The organism is Gemmiger sp. An194, from assembly GCF_002160145.1.
Lineage (GTDB): Bacteria > Bacillota > Clostridia > Oscillospirales > Ruminococcaceae > Allofournierella.
Map to the genome: position 1 here is coordinate 27,563 of NZ_NFKA01000016.1, position 17,504 is coordinate 45,066.

The following is a 17,504-nucleotide window of genomic DNA, read 5'->3' on the forward strand; positions in this document are numbered from 1 at the left end:
CGTTTTCTCTGGCGACCGGCAGGCAGGACAGAATAAACCCGCTGTATCAACCGGAGAAAATATGCTATAATAAAAAGCACTCAGCCCATCAGGCGGCATTGGCCGCGCAGGGCGGGTGCTTTTTGCTTTGGTATGGAGGCGGTTTTCGTTGACAAAGGATCTGACCCAGGGCGGCATTACCAAGACCCTGGTGCTGTTTTCGCTGCCCATGATCGCGGGCAATCTGCTGCAGCAGCTGTACAACATTGCCGATACCCTGATCGTGGGCCGGTTTCTGGGGGCGAATGCCCTGGCGGCGGTGGGCTCGGCCTACACGCTCATGACCTTCCTCACCTCAATTCTGCTGGGCCTTGCCATGGGCAGCGGAGCGCTGGTATCCATCTGCTGGGGCCAGCGGGACGGGGAGCGGATGCGCTCCTGCGTGGCGGCCTCCTTTACGCTGATCGGCGTGTTGGCTGCCCTGCTCACCGTGGGAGTTTATCTGCTGGTGGACCCTATTTTGGCTCTGCTGCAGGTGCCGGAGCAGGTCTGGAATCTGATGCGGGTGTATCTGCTGGTGATCTTTGCGGGCATTCCCGCCACCTTCCTGTACAACTATTTCGCCTGTATGCTGCGGGCGGTGGGCAACTCGGCGGTGCCGCTGGCCTTTCTGGGTGTTTCCTCGGTGATGAACATCGGCCTGGATCTGCTGTTTGTGCTGCGCTTTGACTGGGGTGTGGCGGGCGCGGCCTTTGCCACCGTGCTCAGCCAGTATCTGTCCGGCATCGGGCTGGCGGTGTACAGCCTGTTCGGCGCCCGGGAGCTGCTGCCCCGGAAAAAGCACTGGCGCTTTGGTCGGGCCCGTCTGGCCGAGGTGGCCAGTTACTCACTGCTCACCTGCATGCAGCAGTCCATTATGAACTTCGGCATCCTGATGGTGCAGGGACGGGTAAACAGCTTCGGCCCGGCGGTGATGTCCGCTTTCGCGGCCGCGGTGAAGATCGACACCTTTGCCTACATGCCCGCTCAGGACCTGGGCAACGCCTTTTCCACCTTCGTGGCCCAGAACTACGGGGCAGGCAAGGCCGACCGCATCCAGAAGGGCATCCGGCGGGCGGTGGCCATCTCGGCCGGGTTTTGTGTGGCAGTGAGTGCCCTGGTATTTGTTTGCGCTCACCCGCTGATGCTCATCTTTGTGGCCCCTGAGGAAACCGAGATCCTGTCCATCGGCGTGCAGTATCTGCGCATTGAGGGAAGTTTTTATTGCGGCATCGGCTGTCTGTTTTTGCTGTACGGCCTCTACCGGGCCATGGAAAAACCGGGCATGTCGGTGGTGCTCACCATTCTTTCACTGGGCACCCGGGTCATCCTGGCCTATGGCCTGTCCGCCATCCCGGCCATCGGAGTCACCGGTATCTGGTGGTCGGTTCCCATCGGCTGGTTCCTGGCGGACCTGGTGGGCTTTGTATATTACTGGAAAAACCGTGCCCGGCAGCAGGCTGTGCTGACCGGGAGCGCAAAAGGAGAAACAGCATGAAAGAACGCTTGACACATCTTTACTTCGGCAACGGCAAGGGCAAAACCACCGCTTCCATGGGCCTGGCGCTGCGGGCGCTGGGCAACGGCTGGCGTGTGGTGGCGGTTCAGTTTCTGAAAAGCCACCCCAGTGGAGAGGTCGCCGGGCTGGAAAAGCTGGGTGCAAAGGTGATCCGCAGCACCGAGACCATGAAGTTCGTGTTTAAAATGACCGAGGAGGAAAAGCAGGCTGCCCGTGCCGTGCAGCAGAAGATGCTGAACGAGGCCATCCGTCTGGTGAACGAAGGGCAGGTGGACCTGCTGGTGCTGGATGAGGCGGGCTCCCTCTGCCAGCTGGATATGCTGGAGGATATGAATACCCTGCGTCAGCTGGTGGAGCACAAGCCCGCCGGACTGGAGCTGGTGATCACCGCCCACGAGCCCACCCAGTGGCTGATGGATGCGGCGGACTACTGTACCGAAATGCGCTGTCACCGCCATCCCTTCGACCGGGGCATCCCGGGCCGCAAGGGCGTGGAGTTCTAAAACGCCTCTGGATAAAAAAACAGAAAACGCCCGTGACCTGGCAAACCGCACAGATCACGGGCGTTTTTTCGTTGTTGTTTATGAAAGAAGAAAAACGGGGAAATTAGCCCTCTTCGGCATTCTCATCCGCTTTGGCAGGCTCCGGCGGAGCCAGAGGGCTTACCACCGCATCCTCCAGTCGGTGGTCCCGCACCCGAGCGGTGTAAATGCACACCGGCGGTAGCTTGGCGGAAAAACGCTCCTGGTCGGCAGGAACCGTGCCCAGCTGACCGAACACAAAGCCGCCGAAGGTGTCGTATGTATCCAGAAGCTCCTCGTCCAGTTCCAGCGACAGGCTGCGGGCGACCTCCTTCAGGGGAGCGGAGCCCTGCACCCGCCAGCGGCCGGGGGTCAGAGGTTCGATCTCCCGGGGTTGAGCGGCCTTTTCCATGTCGTCCTCCAGGTCGCCCACCAGCTGTTCCAGCAGGTCGTTCATGGTCACCACACCGGTCACACCGCCGTATTCGTCCAGCACCACGGCGAAATGGTTGCGGGTGCGTTTCATTTCCCGGAACAGCACATCCGCCCGCAGATGCTGGGGCACAAAATAGGCCGGACGCACCGCCTTTTCCATCACCTGGGTGCGGCTGCGATCCTGCAGACGGAAGTAATCCCGCACGTTCAGCACGCCGACCACATCATCGGCGGTTTCGCCGCATATCGGGTACTTGGCGAAGCGACTCTCCCGGATGGTGGCAGCCCAGACCTCGTCGCTGTCCTCCTGCCAGAGCACGGTCAGCTCGGTGCGGTGGGTGGCAAACTCGGCCACGGTGCGGTCGTCAAACTCGAATACATTCTGGATGAACTCCCGTTCCTCCTGGTCGATCACACCCTTTTTGCTGCCCGCGTCCACCATCATGCGGATCTCTTCCTCGCTCACCTCGTCCTCCTCGGCGTTGGGGTCCAGTCCGCACAGCCGGAGCACAAAGTTGGTGGAGGCGGTGAGCACCCACACGATGGGCGAAGCCACCCGGGCCAGCGCCGAGATCATACCGGACATGGCGAGCGCAAGGCTTTCTGCCTTTTTCATGGCCAGACGCTTGGGCACCAGCTCACCGAACACCAGGGTGAAATAGGAAAGGATCAGAGTGATAAGCACCACCGATACCGCGTTCAGGGTCTGAGCGGGCACCGGCACGCCCAGACTGAGAAGGCCGTCCACCAGGATGCCGGCGAAATTGTCCGCGGCGAAGGCGCTGCCCAGAAAGCCGGACAGGGTAATGGCAACCTGAATGGTGGCCAGAAAACGGGCGGGCTGGCTGGTCAGCCGGGCCAGACGCACAGCGCGCTTGTCGCCCTGGGCGATGAGCTGGGCCAGCTTGGCGTCGCTCACCGAGATTACTGCGATCTCAGCACAGGCAAACACCGCATTCAGTGCGATCAGAATGATTTGCAGAAGAATCTGCCATACAATCGGGTTCATAAAATATAAGCTCCTTTTTCATGTTGGTGAATCAAACAAACAGGCGGGGCGGGCAAGTTGGGGAATGCCCGCAAAGAGGAAAGTGCCGCTAACGCAGCATTCGCAGAAAACGCAAAAAGACACGCCCGTTTTCCGCACAAAGAGAAAACAGGTGTGTCTTGTATCGTCGGTTTGATTCAGTTGCAATGGGGCATCGGGCAGGGTCTCCGTCGTCCATAAATCAAATGCTCTCCTTTTCGGGTTTAGTGGGAATGCCTAGATGATACAGGATATGGGGGCGCTTTGTCAAGCATCGGATGGGGGCGATTTTGGGCGCTTTCACCAGTATCGGCCGGATAATCGCTGTGTACACTGGAAAAACGGAAAAAGCGGCGAAATACCGGCAAATTTTCGGTTTTGCTGTTTTCTTGCCCACGAAGTTGTGCTATAATCATGGGTAAACTGTGAAGCAAACCAGTCGCAAAGGGAGGAAAATCAATGGCAGAAACCATCTTAGTTGTGGACTTTGGCGGCCAGTACAATCAGCTGATCGCCCGCCGTGTGCGTGAGTGCCACGTTTACAGCGAGATCGTGTCCTACACCAAGGCCATGGAGGCCATCCGGGAGAAAAAGCCCGCCGGCATCATCTTTACCGGTGGCCCCAACAGCGTATATCTGGAGGATTCCCCCTCCATCAGCACCGAGGTGTTCGAGCTGGGCATCCCCGTGCTGGGCATCTGCTACGGCTCGCAGCTGATGATGCATCTGCTGGGCGGCCATGTGTGCGTTGCCCCCGAGCGGGAATACGGCAAGACCGAGGTCAACGTGGACACCAAGAGCAAGCTGTTCCAGGGCGTGAGCGAAAAGACCATCTGCTGGATGAGCCATAACGATTACATCGAGAAGGCGGCTCCCGGCTTTACCATCAGCGCCTACACCACCAACTGCCCGGTGGCTGCCATGGAGTGGCCTGAGCGCAACCTGTACGCCGTGCAGTTCCACCCCGAAGTGCTGCACACCCAGGAGGGTACCAAGATGCTCTCCAACTTCGTGTACAATGTCTGCGGCTGCAAGGGCGAGTGGACCATGGACTCTTTCGTGGAGAAGTCCATCGAGGCCATCCGTGCCAAGGTAGGCGACGGCAAGGTGCTGTGCGCTCTGTCCGGTGGTGTGGACAGCTCTGTGGCTGCCGTTATGCTGGCCAAGGCGGTGGGCAAGCAGCTCACCTGCGTGTTCGTAGACCACGGCCTGCTGCGCAAGAACGAGAGCGAAGAGGTTTGCAGCGTGTTCGGACCCGAGGGTCCCTACGACCTGAACTTCATCTGCGTGAACGCCCGTCAGCGCTTCTACGATAAGCTGAAGGGCGTGGAAGAGCCCGAGAAGAAGCGCAAGATCATCGGCGAGGAGTTCATCCGCGTCTTCGAGGAAGAGGCCAAGAAGATCGGTACCGTGGACTTCCTGGTGCAGGGCACCATCTACCCCGACGTGGTGGAGAGCGGCGCCGGCGGTGAGAGCACCGTGATCAAGAGCCACCACAACGTGGGCGGCCTGCCGGATTACGTGGACTTCAAGGAGATCATCGAGCCCCTGCGCGACCTGTTCAAGGATGAGGTGCGCAACGCCGGCCGTCAGCTGGGTATTCCTGAGTACCTGGTAAGCCGTCAGCCCTTCCCGGGCCCCGGTCTGGCCATCCGTATCATCGGTGAGGTGACCGAGGAGAAGATCAAGATGGTGCAGGATGCCGACGCCATTTGGCGTGAGGAGATCGCCGCCGCCGGTGAGGACAAGAACCTGGGCCAGTATTTTGCAGCGCTGACCAACATGCGCAGCGTGGGCGTTATGGGCGACGAGCGCACCTACGACTACGCCGTGGCTCTGCGTGCGGTGACCACCACCGACTTCATGACCGCCGAGCCCGCATATCTGCCCTGGGATCTGATCGCCAAGGTGACCAGCCGTATCGTGAACGAGGTTCCCCATATCAACCGCGTCATGTACGACTGCACCGGTAAGCCCCCGGCAACCATCGAGTTTGAATAAGGTAAAAGTGGATATAAGAGCCCGCAAACCCGCATAAACACTGGGTTTTCGGATTTCAGATTTCCCCTTTGATAGCAGATTGATAGCACCCGTCAATTTCAGAGTTATTCTGGTGATTTGGGTGGCTTGCGAATACGCAGGATTTTTATTCTAAGAGAAAAGGTCTAACTGATTTTTGCTGATCAGTTAGACCTTTTATTTTGCTTCAGTACAAAGAGACCCTCGTTTTTGACAAGACTCTGATTTTTTCTATGGCGAGTTTGGTTATTGTTCACTCAGAAGCCGGTCCACCAGCTGGCGGGCCAGGCGTGCATTCCGGCCACCCCGTTCCAGCGCGTACTGTTCGGCGCGCAGATCCAGCTCTTCCTCCGACAGCTTCAGCCCGGCGGCTCGGGCGAGATGATGCACGATATTCAGGTAGGTGCTCTTGTTGGGCTTGGAGAAGGTGATGTGAATGCCGAACCGGGCCGACAGCGAAACCAGCTCCTGCATGGTGTCGTTGCGGTGCACCTCGTCGCCGTCCCGCTCGGAGAAGGATTCTCGGACGATGTGGCGGCGGTTGCTGGTGGCGTAAATGGCCACATTGCGGGATTTTGCGGTTACCGAGCCCTCCAGCACAGCCTTAAGGGTGCTGAAATTATCATCCTGCTTCACAAAGGAAAGATCATCAATGAAGAGGATGAATTTTAACGGATTGGAGGACAGCTGCTCCAGCACCTGAGGAATGATCCGCAGCTGGTCCTTACGGACCCCCACGATGCGCAGCCCCTGATCGAACAGCTTATTTCCCACCGCCTTCACGGTGGAGGATTTGCCGGTTCCCGCATCGCCGGTGAGCAGAATGTTGGCGGCGGGTTTTCCTTCCAGCAGCGCCTGGGTGTTTTGCAGAATCACCGTGCGCTGTGCTTCGTAGTCCACCAGATCGGACAGGGCCACCGGGTCCGGGTGGGATACCGGCAGGATCTGGCCCGCATCGTCCACGCAGAACATGCCGTGGTTGGCGTAGATGCCGTAGCCATAGCGGTGAATATTTTCCAGCCGGTGCAGAATCAGGGCGGGCAGATCAATGGGACGGCACTGGTACTCCGGCAGAAACTCGGTTTGCTCCATCAGAGCCTGCAGGCAAGGAGAGTCCAGGCAGGCGACCTGCTGCAGGGTAGTCAGCTCAGTTTGCAATGCACGCTGCAGATGGGGCCCGGGCTGCTTACCCGCGCCCAGCATTCGCACGTATACCGTGTCGCTGTTGGCACAGAGCTGTTCAATGTGTCCGGTCAGATCACCGCCATTGGCCTCGTACAGGGCGCAGACAAACACCGCGTAGTGCTCCGGGTCCGGGGTGGCCAGAAAGTCTTCCAGCGCAGCCAGCACCGGGTCAGTACGCAGAGAGCGGAACAGGGCCAGCGCCTGAAGCCGGACGGCCAGCAGCTTCAATTCCTTTGGATTCATATCCTATGGCGCGCCCGGACAAGACGGATAAAGCCTCGCACCGGTTCGCGCCCACCTCCTTTGCAGAAAATAGCAAGCACCGGCCCGGTCTGGAAAACCAGGCGGGCTGGTGCTTGCGGGAAACAGGGGAGGAGATTAGTTGTTGATCAGCTGCTCCTCGTCGCTCCAGCTGTACAGCTTGCGGATCTCCTGGCCGACCACCTCGCTGGGATGCTCGGAAGCCAGCTTGCGCATGGCGTTGAAGTGTACCTGGCTGCCTGCAGAGGACATATCCAGCAGGAAGTCCTTGGCAAAGGTGCCGTCCTGGATGTCCTTCAGGATCTTGCGCATGGCCTTCTTGGTCTCGTCGGTGATGATCTTGGGCCCGGTGATGTAGTCGCCGTACTCCGCGGTGTTGGAGATGGAGTAGCGCATGCCGGAGAAGCCGCTCTGGTAGATCAGGTCCACGATCAGTTTCATCTCGTGGATGCATTCAAAGTAGGCATTGCGGGGATCGTAACCGGCCTCCACCAGAGTTTCGTAGCCGGCCTGCATCAGAGCGCAGACACCGCCGCACAGCACGGCCTGCTCACCGAACAGATCGGTCTCGGTCTCGGTACGGAAGGTGGTTTCCAGCACACCGGCACGGGCGCCGCCGATGCCCAGAGCATAGGCCAGGCCGATCTCCAGTGCATCGCCGGTGGCATCCTGCTCCACGGCTACCAGGCAGGGAACACCCTTGCCGGCCTGGTACTCGCTGCGCACGGTGTGGCCGGGGCCCTTGGGGGCAACCATGATCACGTTGACATTCTTGGGCGGCTTGATGCAGCCGTAGTGGATGTTGAAGCCGTGGGCGAAGGCCAGGGTCTTGCCCTCAGTCAGGTTGGGTTCGATGCTCTTCTTGTACAGAGCGGCCTGCTTTTCGTCGTTGATCAGGATCATGATCACATCGGCAACCTTGGCGGCCTCGTCGCTGTTCATGACCTTCATGCCCTGAGCCTCAGCCTTGGCCCAGCTCTTGGAGCCGGGATACAGGCCGACCACCACGTCCACGCCGCTTTCCTTCAGGTTCAGCGCATGTGCGTGGCCCTGGGAGCCGTAGCCGATGATGGCAACGGTCTTGCCTGCCAGCTTCTGGAGATCACAGTCCTGCTGATAAAAAATTCTTTGCATTGTAATGTACCTCTTTCTTTATAATTTGTATGTTGGAGCGGCACCGACGGAAGAAATACGGTGCCGCCTTAGTAAAAGCGAAGTGAAGTGCTCATTCGTCCACATCTTGGCGAAGCGTGGCGCTGCCCTTTTGCAGGGAAACGCAGCCGGTGCGGCAGATTTCCAGAATGGTATAGTCTCGCATGAAATCCAAAAAATCGTCAATGCGGTGGCTGGTATCGGTCAGGCGGAAGACCATGGAATGCTGGGAATAGTCCACGGTGTCGGCCCCAAAGGCAGAAGCGGCGGCGCGAATCTCTTCCCGGGTGGAGGGCTCATTGGCCATTTTAATGAGCAGCAGCTCACAGCTGATAGAATCCTCGCTGTGCAGCTGGCGAATGGAGCAAACATCCGGCAGCTTCTGCAGCTGACTGATCAGCTGCTGCTCCTTCAGAGCATCGCCGCTGAAGACTACGGTAATGCGGGAATACTGATTGGATTCGGTTTCGCTTACCGTAAGAGCGGTGATGTTGAACTGGCGACGGCGGAACATGCTGGTCACCCGGTTCAGCACGCCAAACTGGTTGCGGACCAGTACGGCGATGGTGTATCGATTCATCTTCAGTCACCTACCTTTGTGATGATTTCCTCCACGCTTCCTCCGGGAGGCAGCATGGGCAGAACAAATTCGTCTTTTTCGATGGCGCAATCGATCAGATAGGGGCCGTCCGAGGCGAAGGCCCGGTCGAGTGCGGCGTTCAGCTCCTCCAGGGTGTCGGCGGTTTCACCGGCCGCGCCAAAGGCTTTGGCCAGGGCGACGAAATCGGTGCTCCGGTTCAGCACCGTGTTGGAGTAGCGCTTGTCAAAGAACAGGGTCTGCCACTGGCGTACCATGCCGAGCACACCGTTGTTCATCAGCAGAATCACCAGGGGAATCCGGTTGCTGACCGCGGTGGCCAGCTCATTCAGGCACATGCCAAAGCTGCCGTCGCCGGTGACCAGCACGCTGCGCTCGCCGGTGGCGAAATAGGCGCCGATGGCAGCGCCCATGCCGTAGCCCATGGTGCCCAGGCCGCCGCTGGAAGCGAAACGGCGGGACTGGCAGAAGCGCAGGGTCTGCGCGGCCCACATCTGGTGCTGGCCCACATCGGTGGCCACCGGGGTGGAGGGGCTGAGCCGCTCGTTCAGCGCCAGGATCGCGTTGCGCGGAGTCAGGCCGGGGCGATGGTCCAGGCTCTCCTCTTCCTCCTGCCGCAGCTGGGCGACCACACTCTGCCATCCCGGCAGCTGGGAGGGGCGGATGAGGGGGAGAAGCGCCTGCAGAGTCTTCTTCACATCGCCCCACAGTCCCACAGTGGCGGGAATATTCTTGGAAAGCTCGGAGCCGTCCACATCCACCTGCACAATGCGCGCGCCCGGGGCAAATTTGGAACGGTTGCCGGTGACCCGGTCGTTGAACCGGACGCCCAGAGAGATGATCAGGTCCGCATTGTGCATTGCCAGCGAGCAGGCGTAGTGGCCGTGCATGCCCTGCATGCCCAGAAAACGGGGATGGTCGGTGGGAATGCCGGAGATGCCCGCCAGCGAACAGCCGATGGGGGCGTCGATGGCGTCGGCCAGCGCCAGCATCTCCTCCTGGGCGGCAGCGGCGATCATGCCGCCGCCAAAATAGATGAAGGGGCGTTTGGCGGCGTTGATGAGAACTGCCGCCTGCTCCACCTGTGCCATAGGGGCGCTCACCGGCTCGTCGGCGGGGACTGGCGGGGCGGGGGTGTACTCACAGGTGGCAATCTGCACGTCCTTGGGAATGTCAATCAGCACCGGGCCGGGACGGCCGGACTGAGCGAGCCGGAACGCCTCACGGATGGTGTCGGCCAGATCCTCCACCGAGCTGACGAAGTAATTGTGCTTGGTGATGGGAAGAGTCACGCCGGTGATGTCGATCTCCTGAAAGCTGTCGGTGCCGATCTGGGTGGTGGGAACGTTGCCGCACAGAGCCACCAGGGGGATGGAATCCAGATAAGCGGTGGCGATGCCGGTCACCAGATTGGTGGCGCCGGGGCCGGAGGTGGAGATCACCACGCCGGGCTTGCCTGTGGTGCGGGCATAACCGTCTGCCGCATGGGTCGCGCCCTGCTCATGGGCGGTCAGTACATGATGAATTTCGTTTTGATACTTGTAAAGACTGTCGTATACATTGATGATCTGGCCGCCCGGATAGCCGAATACGGTATCAACGCCCTGCTCGATCAGGGTGCGGACCAGGATATCTGCGCCGGAAAGGGTCATGGTGGGTTCCTCCTTACGATTGGATTTTCTGAAGTGCGGGGGAAAGATCAGATGATCTTGAAGTTCTCGTTGCGCAGCGACTGGGTGATCAGGCGCACATGCTCGAAGTCACGGGTTTCCATCTCGATGCGCAAAAAGCAGCCGTGAACGCTTTCGGTGTTGCCCTTTTCGTAGTGCACGCCGGTCACGTTGCCGCCGCAGTCCGCGATAATGCGGGAGATGTCCTTCAGCTGGCCGGGCTTGTCGATCAGCTCGATCAGCAGGCTGGACGAGCGGCCGGAATTGCGCAGGCCACGGTCGATCACGCGGGACAGGCTGGTCACATCGATGTTGCCGCCGGAGATCACGCACACGACCCGTTTGCCCTGAATGGGGAATTTGCCGAACATGGCGGCAGCCACCGCCACCGCACCGGCGCCCTCGGCGATCATCTTCTGGTTTTCGATCAGCGCGAGGATGGCGCAGGCCACTTCATCGTCGGTGACCAGGGCGATGTCGTCCACGTAATCGTGGACCAGCTGGAAGGTGTTCTGGCCGGGCTGCTTGACCGCGATGCCGTCGGCAATGGTCTGCACGCTGTCCAGGCATTCGATGGAACCGTTCCGGATGGAGTTGTACATGCTGGGTGCACCACTTGCCTGCACGCCGTATACCTTGATGGAGGGGCGGATCTGCTTGACCGTATAGGCAATGCCGGAAATCAATCCGCCGCCGCCGATGGGAACGATGATCGCGTCAATGTTATCCAGATCCTGTAAGATCTCCAGCGCGATGGTGCCCTGACCGGCGATCACGTTTTCATCATCGAAGGGATGAACGAAGGTATATCCCATTTCCTCCTTCAGCTGCAACGCCTTTTGATAGGCATCGTCATAGCAGCCCTCCACCAGGCAGACCTGAGCGCCGAAGCCCTTGGTGGCCTCCACCTTGGAGATAGGGGCGTTGTCCGGCAGGCAGATGATGGACTGGATACCGTTTTTGGAAGCCGCCAGCGCCACACCCTGGGCGTGATTGCCGGCTGAGCAGGCGATTACGCCCTGCGCTTTTTCCTCCTCCGACAGCATGGCGATTTTATAAGCGGAACCGCGCACCTTGAAGGAGCCGGTGATCTGCAGATTTTCCGGTTTCAGATACAGTTCACATTCCGGCGCAATTCCGTATGCCCGGACCACACCGGTTTCCCGCACGATGTTTTTCAAAACCTGTTGCGCGTCGAATACCTTGTCGAGAGACAGCATAACTTTTTACTCCTTTTCCTGCTCTGAAACGAAAAACACCCGTCTCAAAGCGAATTTTGCTTTGAGACGGGTGTAAAATACACTCGCGGTACCACTCAAATTGCGGATACACAGATCCGCCACCTCTTCGAAGTCGAAACAACTTCTATGCACTGACGCAGCATGCTCGGGAGACGCCTACTGGGAAAACCGTTGGGGCCTCCGGCTCGGAAGGGATGGGAAGCACTGCAGTCCTTTACCGGGATCACACCACCCCCGGCTCTCTGAAAAATTCGTTGCAGGTCCGTCTTCGTCACAGCCTTTGCTCTGGTTCGAAGTCAAACAACTTCTATGCGTTAACGCAGCATACACGGGATATCCTACTGCCCCAAAAGAGGAGGTTCAGTCTCCAGCTCAGAAGGGAGAGGAGTCAGGCAATCTGCACCGGTTCACAGCAACCACCGGCTCTCTGCAGCGGATCATCCTGGTCCATTCTTCGTCACAGCCTTCATTTCGTATTCAATTTTGTTCAATATACCATTCCCGGAAACGAATGTCAATGGATTTTACGAAAAAACTTTATTGCTTTATTAGAATGCATATAAAAATTGAAAAAGAGGTGGACTTCACCGGAGAAAAGTGTATTGTGTGCAGAAAAATCGTAACTTCTCTTGACAAGACAAGCCGTGTCCAGTATAATGAACAATGTTCAGAAAAAGCTTAAACGCTTTTCCTCTTCGACAAAACGGGAGAAGAAAAGATCAAAGAAGTCTGCGTAAAAAGAAACAAGGCCGTGCAGATGCTCTGTATGGCATTTTTGATTCCCAATACTGAACAATGTTCAATAGGAGGTATTCCATGAAGGTAAAACGCAATACGCTGCTGCTTCTGGCTTGTCTGGTCTGGAGCGCGGCAGGGGTCAACATTCTGCGCATCGGCCTGATGAGCTATCCGGCTTATCAGTCTGTGCTGAATTACTTGCTGTCTGTGCTGGTTTTCGCGGTATTTCAGACCTTTGTCTTTGGAAAACTGGTAAAGAAGCACACTGCGCGGATCAGCGGCTACGAAGAGGAACGGCATTTCTTTTTGAAATTCTTCGACAAAAAGGCCTTCGCCATTATGGCCGTAATGATGAGCGGCGGCATCGGGCTGCGGGCCAGCGGCTTTGCGCCGGAGCGATTTATTGCAGTGTTTTATACCGGTCTGGGCGCGTCGCTGCTGCTGGCCGGGCTGCTGTTTGGCTGCAACTGGGGCAAGGCGGTTTTTGCCGCCAGCCGTAGTTCAAAATAATATAGAGGATTAAAGGAGAAAAAACAATGCAGGCAATTGTGGAAACTGCATTTGACGCGGTCTATTTGATTTCGGTTATCACCATCGGTGTTCTGATGATTCGGGGCAGCAAGGGCGACCGCCAGTTCCGGCTGTTCGGCTGGATGGCAGTGGTGCTGGGCGCGGGCGATTCCTTCCATCTGATCCCCCGGGCTTTGGCGCTGTGCACCACCGGCTTGGAAAACTACACCGTCCCTCTGGGCCTGGGCAAGTGGATCACTTCCGTTACCATGACCATGTTCTATGTGCTGCTTTACTACGTATGGCGGCAGCGCTACAAGATCACCGGCCAGAACGGCATCACCGCTGCGGTATATATCCTTTCCGCTGTGCGAGTGGCCTTGTGCATGATGCCGCAGAACCAGTGGCTCAGTGCGGAATCTCCGCTCTCCTGGGGCATCTACCGCAACATTCCTTTCGCACTGCTGGGCCTGTTGATCATCGTGCTGTTTTACCGCAGCGCCAAGGAGCAGAACGACAAGGCTTTTCGCTGGATGTGGCTGACCATCGTGCTGAGCTTTGGTTTCTACATTCCGGTGGTGCTCTGGGCCGATACCATTCCCATGATCGGTATGCTGATGATCCCCAAAACCTGCGCCTATGTGTGGACAGTACTCATCGGCTACTCTGCCATGAAGAAGGAATGCAGGTAACGAGCGTTCAGATCATATTTTAAAATCCCGCCTCGGTAAATAACTGAGGCGGGATTTTTTGAGGAAACCGGCTGCTTGACGGAGCAACCGGTTTCTTCTATAATATCTCTATTCGATATATTTGGAGGGAGCCTATGGAATATCTGATCCTGGGGCTGCTGATGCTTGCGCCCATGACCGGCTATGAGCTGCAGCAGTTTATCAAGCAGAATCTGGCCCTGATCTGCTCCCACAGCGCGGGCAGCGTGCAGACCGCCCTGGCAAAGCTGGAGCGGGAGGGGCGCATCAGCGCCCGGGAGGCAAACGAGGGCAAGCGGCGCAAGCGGATCTTTTCCATCACCGAGAGCGGCCGCGCCGCTTTTGCAAGCTGGGTAAGCCAGCCCATGCAGGCGGATAAGGTCAAGAACATGGAACTGGCCCGGCTGTTTTTCCTGGGACTGGCAGACCCGGCGGAACGCCTGGAAGCCATCCGGGGCTATCTGCGCCAGATGGAGGAGATGGAAGCCACGCTGCAGGCCATCCGCGCCCGGTTCGACGCCATCTGTCAGGGCGAGGTGCCCGGCGGAAAGGATTGGGATTCCATCTTTCGATTTCAGGGCTACACCATCGACTACGGCATCGCCGCCGCCCGTTTTGAGCGTGACTGGTACGCTCGGCTGCTTTGCGAATTGGAGGAACAAGCATGAAAATACTGGTTTTGAACGCAAGCCCCAAAGGGAAAAACTCCGCCACCATCCACACGGCGCTCTATCTGCAGGCGCTGCACCCGGAGCATGAATTTACCTTCCTGCCGGTGGGCCAGCGGATCAAGGCATACGAAAAGGATTTTTCGCCGGTGCGCGCTGCCCTGGAGCAGGCGGAGCTGGTGCTGTTCTGCTACCCGGTTTACACCTTTATCGCGCCCTATCAGCTTCACCGGCTGATCGAGCTGATCAAGGCGGACGGGGTGGACCTGAGCGGAAAATTCGCCAGCCAGATCACCACCTCCAAGCATTTCTACGATGTGACCGCCCACCGTTATGTGGAGGAAAACTGCTGCGATCTGGGCATGAAGGTGATTCGCGGGCTTTCCGCCGATATGGAGGATTTGCTCAACGAGCAGGGCCAGAAGGATGCCCGGAACTTCTTCGATCAGCTGCTGTTTTCCTGTGAGCACGGGCCCTTTGTGGTACCGCCGGTGAAGGCTCCGGCCCGGCAGAAAACCGTTTACCGGCCGGTGCTGCCTCAGGCAGCCAAGGACCGCAGCGGGGATGTGGTCATCGTGACCAACTGCGCTGAAAATGACGAGAATTTGGCCAATATGATCGCGGATTTCCGCGCCGCACTGCCCTGTGAAAGCCGCGTGGTGAACCTGCGCCAGTTCCCCTTTGACGGCGGCTGCCTGGGCTGCTTTGGCTGCGCTGTCACCGGAAAATGTGTGTATAAGGACGGTTTTGACGACTTTTTGCGGAACACCATCCAGACCGCGGATGGCTTTGTGTACGCCTTCACCATCGCGGATCATTACACCCAGTCCAGCTTCAAGTGCTTCGATGACCGGCAGTTCTGCAACGGCCACCGCACTGTGACCCACGGCACGCCCATTGCCTATCTGGTCAGCGGCGATTACCGGTACGAACCCAACCTGCGCATGATTCTGGAGGGCCGTGCCGAGGTGGGCGGCAACTATCTGTGCGGCGTTGCCACCGACGAGGGTGACACCGCCCGGGAGATCCGGCAGCTGGCGGAAAACCTGACCTTTGCCATGGACAAAAAGCTCACCCGCCCGGCCAATTTCTACGGCGTGGGCGGCATGAAGATCTTCCGGGACCTGATCTATGTGATGCAGGGCCTGATGAAGGCGGACCACAAGTTCTATAAGCAGCAGGGAATCTACGACTTCCCCCAGAAGCAGAAAAAGCGCATTTTGCAGATGAAGCTGGTGGGAACGCTGCTGGCGGTGCCTTCCATCCAGAAGCAGGCCAAGGGCAAGATGACCGAGGCCATCGTGGGCCCCTATCGAAAAGTGATCGAGCAGGTACAGGGAGGAAACAAACAATGAGTTTTACCAAAATTGACAGCACCGCCTGGCCGCGGGAGGAATACTTCAACCATTATTTCAGTCAGGTTCCCTGTACCTACAGCGGAACCTTCAAGCTGGACATCACCCGTCTGCGGCAGAGCGGCCAGAAGCTTTACCCGGCCATGCTGTATTATCTGTCCACCGTGGTAAACCGGCATCAGGAGTTCCGCATGGCGTTGAACGAGGCGGGGGAGCCGGGTTATTACGATGTGGTGCACCCCTGCTACACCATCTTCCACAAGGAGAGCGAGACCTTTTCCAACCTGTGGACGGCCTATACAACTGATTATACGGCCTTCTGTGCCGCCTACGAGCAGGACATGGCAAGCTATGGGAACAACCCGGGCATGGTGGCCCGTCCGGACACTCCGGCCAATACCTTCCCGGTTTCCATGATTCCCTGGGCCAGCTTTGAGGGATTCAATCTGAACCTGCAAAACGGCTACGATTATCTGCCGCCCATCTTTACCATGGGCCGGTTTTACGAGGAAAACGGCCGGGTACTGCTGCCGCTGGCGGTGCAGGTGCACCACGCGGTATGCGATGGTTTCCATCTGTGCCGGCTGGTGAACGAACTGCAGGAGCTTTTGAACGGGTGAGAACATGGAACGAGTGATTGTGATCGGCTGCCCCGGTGCGGGCAAAAGCACCTTCGCCCGGGCGCTGCACCAGGCGACCGGTTTGCCGCTTTATTATCTGGACCGGATTTGGCACAAGCCGGACCGAACCGAGGTATCCCCGGAGGAATTCGACGCGGCGCTGGCGAATATCCTGAAGCAGCCCCGCTGGATTATCGACGGAAACTATCTGCGCACCATGGAGATGCGTCTGGAGCAGTGTGATACCGTGTTCTTTCTGGATTATCCGCTGGAGCTCTGTCTGGAGAGTGCAGCCTCCCGCATTGGAACCAAGCGGGAGGATATGCCATGGGTGGAGACCGAGTTTGACCCGGAATTCCGCAGCTGGATCGAGGATTTCCCCAAAACTCAGCTTCCGCAGATGAATGAGCTGATGGAATTCTTCCGGGAGAAAGCAACCATCATCCGCTTTCATTCCCGTCAGGAAGCGGCAGCCTGGCTGGCGGGATGGGAGCAGGCAACAAAAGGAGAAAACGAATGAGCAAACGCAAAATGTCCCTGCGCAAAAAGCTGCTGATCGCCGGGGCTGTGGTCCTGGCAGTGCTGATTCTGCTGGCGGGGGCCTTTTTCTGGTATGTATCCGACTATTACCGGGCTGAGGATGTGGCCTTGGCGGTTCTTTCCGGGGAGGATGGCATCACCGTGCAGGATGATTTGACCATTCTGTCGCCCTCTGCGCCCGCCGATACCGCCATTATCTTTTATCCCGGGGCCAAGGTGGAGGCACAGGCTTATCTGCCGCTGCTGGATCAGATTCGCCAGACCGGCGTCACCTGCATTCTGGTGGAAATGCCCTTCAATATGGCAATTTTTGATTCCAACGCCGCCGAAAAGGTGATGGAGCAGTTCCCGGAGGTAGAGCACTGGTACATTGCCGGGCATTCCATGGGTGGGGCCATGGCCTCTCAGTTCGCTGCAAATCACCCGGATGAGGTGGATGGCCTGATCCTGCTGGGGGCTTATATCTACGGGGACTATGCCCCGGAGGACACCCTCACTGTTTACGGCTCATTGAACCAGAGTGTGGAGGATAAGCTGGACTACACCGAGAACGTGGTGGAGATCGAGGGCGGCAACCATGCCCAGTTCGGCAACTACGGCCCCCAGAAGGGGGATGCCCCCGCGACCATTTCCGCGGAGGAGCAGCAGAAGCAGACCGTGGAGGCCATTGAGGAATTCCTCAGCAGCCGAAACGCCGCCTGATTGACGAAAAAAGAA

16 protein-coding genes are annotated in these 17,504 nt (G+C 58.2%); 10 read left to right on the plus strand and 6 right to left on the minus strand.

Annotated elements, in window-relative coordinates; all coding sequences use genetic code 11:
• Window positions 1-148: 148 nt before the first annotated feature.
• Both B5F28_RS10575 and B5F28_RS10580 read left to right on the plus strand, forming a co-directional pair.
• Window positions 149-1,516, plus strand: a complete 1,368-nt coding sequence (locus tag B5F28_RS10575) for an MATE family efflux transporter (protein WP_087295861.1) — start codon at window positions 149-151, stop codon at window positions 1,514-1,516.
• Complete coding sequence (locus B5F28_RS10580; RefSeq protein ID WP_087295862.1) at window positions 1,513-2,040, plus strand: cob(I)yrinic acid a,c-diamide adenosyltransferase; 528 nt, start codon at window positions 1,513-1,515, stop codon at window positions 2,038-2,040. Before B5F28_RS10575 ends, B5F28_RS10580 begins: the two co-directional genes overlap by 4 nt.
• A gap of 103 nt (window positions 2,041-2,143) precedes the next feature.
• Here the strand turns inward: B5F28_RS10580 and B5F28_RS10585 are convergent, their stop codons facing one another.
• Window positions 2,144-3,502: a hemolysin family protein gene (locus B5F28_RS10585; protein ID WP_087295863.1), complete on the minus strand. Its 1,359-nt coding sequence runs from the start codon at window positions 3,500-3,502 to the stop codon at window positions 2,144-2,146.
• A 477-nt stretch (window positions 3,503-3,979) separates the two neighbouring features.
• Between B5F28_RS10585 and guaA the strand changes: the two genes are divergently transcribed.
• Window positions 3,980-5,521: a glutamine-hydrolyzing GMP synthase gene (gene guaA, locus B5F28_RS10590; RefSeq protein WP_087295864.1), complete on the plus strand. Its 1,542-nt coding sequence runs from the start codon at window positions 3,980-3,982 to the stop codon at window positions 5,519-5,521.
• A 264-nt stretch (window positions 5,522-5,785) separates the two neighbouring features.
• Here the strand turns inward: guaA and B5F28_RS10595 are convergent, their stop codons facing one another.
• The 5 genes from B5F28_RS10595 to ilvA form a co-directional block, all read right to left on the minus strand.
• The gene (locus B5F28_RS10595) at window positions 5,786-6,967 is read right to left on the minus strand and encodes an ATP-binding protein (RefSeq protein WP_087295865.1); all 1,182 of its coding nucleotides are present in this window, start codon (window positions 6,965-6,967) and stop codon (window positions 5,786-5,788) included.
• A 135-nt stretch (window positions 6,968-7,102) separates the two neighbouring features.
• A complete protein-coding gene (gene ilvC / locus B5F28_RS10600; protein WP_087295866.1) occupies window positions 7,103-8,119 on the minus strand; it encodes a ketol-acid reductoisomerase in 1,017 nt (338 codons plus the stop codon).
• A 91-nt stretch (window positions 8,120-8,210) separates the two neighbouring features.
• Window positions 8,211-8,717 (minus strand): acetolactate synthase small subunit, encoded by a 507-nt coding sequence (gene ilvN / locus B5F28_RS10605; RefSeq protein WP_087295867.1) that lies wholly within the window; start codon window positions 8,715-8,717, stop codon window positions 8,211-8,213.
• Window positions 8,718-8,719: 2 nt separating this feature from the next.
• Window positions 8,720-10,387, minus strand: coding sequence for a biosynthetic-type acetolactate synthase large subunit (gene ilvB / locus B5F28_RS10610; RefSeq protein WP_087295868.1), 1,668 nt, complete (start codon window positions 10,385-10,387; stop codon window positions 8,720-8,722).
• Between the two features lie 47 nt (window positions 10,388-10,434).
• On the minus strand, window positions 10,435-11,625 hold the full coding sequence (gene ilvA / locus B5F28_RS10615; protein ID WP_087295869.1) for a threonine ammonia-lyase: 1,191 nt from the start codon (window positions 11,623-11,625) through the stop codon (window positions 10,435-10,437).
• Between the two features lie 837 nt (window positions 11,626-12,462).
• Here ilvA and B5F28_RS10620 point away from each other — a divergent pair.
• The 7 genes from B5F28_RS10620 to B5F28_RS10650 all read left to right on the plus strand — a co-directional run bounded on the left by B5F28_RS10620 (window position 12,463) and on the right by B5F28_RS10650 (window position 17,489).
• The gene (locus B5F28_RS10620) at window positions 12,463-12,894 is read left to right on the plus strand and encodes a hypothetical protein (RefSeq protein ID WP_087295870.1); all 432 of its coding nucleotides are present in this window, start codon (window positions 12,463-12,465) and stop codon (window positions 12,892-12,894) included.
• Window positions 12,895-12,920: 26 nt separating this feature from the next.
• The gene (locus B5F28_RS10625) at window positions 12,921-13,586 is read left to right on the plus strand and encodes a hypothetical protein (RefSeq protein WP_087295871.1); all 666 of its coding nucleotides are present in this window, start codon (window positions 12,921-12,923) and stop codon (window positions 13,584-13,586) included.
• 134 nt (window positions 13,587-13,720) lie between these two features.
• Window positions 13,721-14,272: a PadR family transcriptional regulator gene (locus tag B5F28_RS10630; RefSeq protein ID WP_087295872.1), complete on the plus strand. Its 552-nt coding sequence runs from the start codon at window positions 13,721-13,723 to the stop codon at window positions 14,270-14,272.
• On the plus strand, window positions 14,269-15,627 hold the full coding sequence (locus B5F28_RS10635; protein WP_087295873.1) for an NAD(P)H-dependent oxidoreductase: 1,359 nt from the start codon (window positions 14,269-14,271) through the stop codon (window positions 15,625-15,627). The genes B5F28_RS10630 and B5F28_RS10635 overlap by 4 nt, the downstream gene beginning before the upstream one ends.
• Complete coding sequence (gene catA, locus B5F28_RS10640) at window positions 15,624-16,247, plus strand: type A chloramphenicol O-acetyltransferase (RefSeq protein WP_087295874.1); 624 nt, start codon at window positions 15,624-15,626, stop codon at window positions 16,245-16,247. The genes B5F28_RS10635 and catA overlap by 4 nt, the downstream gene beginning before the upstream one ends.
• Window positions 16,248-16,251: 4 nt before the next feature.
• The gene (locus tag B5F28_RS10645; RefSeq protein ID WP_087295875.1) at window positions 16,252-16,767 is read left to right on the plus strand and encodes a P-loop NTPase family protein; all 516 of its coding nucleotides are present in this window, start codon (window positions 16,252-16,254) and stop codon (window positions 16,765-16,767) included.
• Entirely contained in the window at window positions 16,764-17,489 is a 726-nt protein-coding gene (locus B5F28_RS10650; RefSeq protein ID WP_087295876.1) for an alpha/beta fold hydrolase, read from the plus strand. The genes B5F28_RS10645 and B5F28_RS10650 overlap by 4 nt, the downstream gene beginning before the upstream one ends.
• Window positions 17,490-17,504 lie beyond the last annotated feature (15 nt).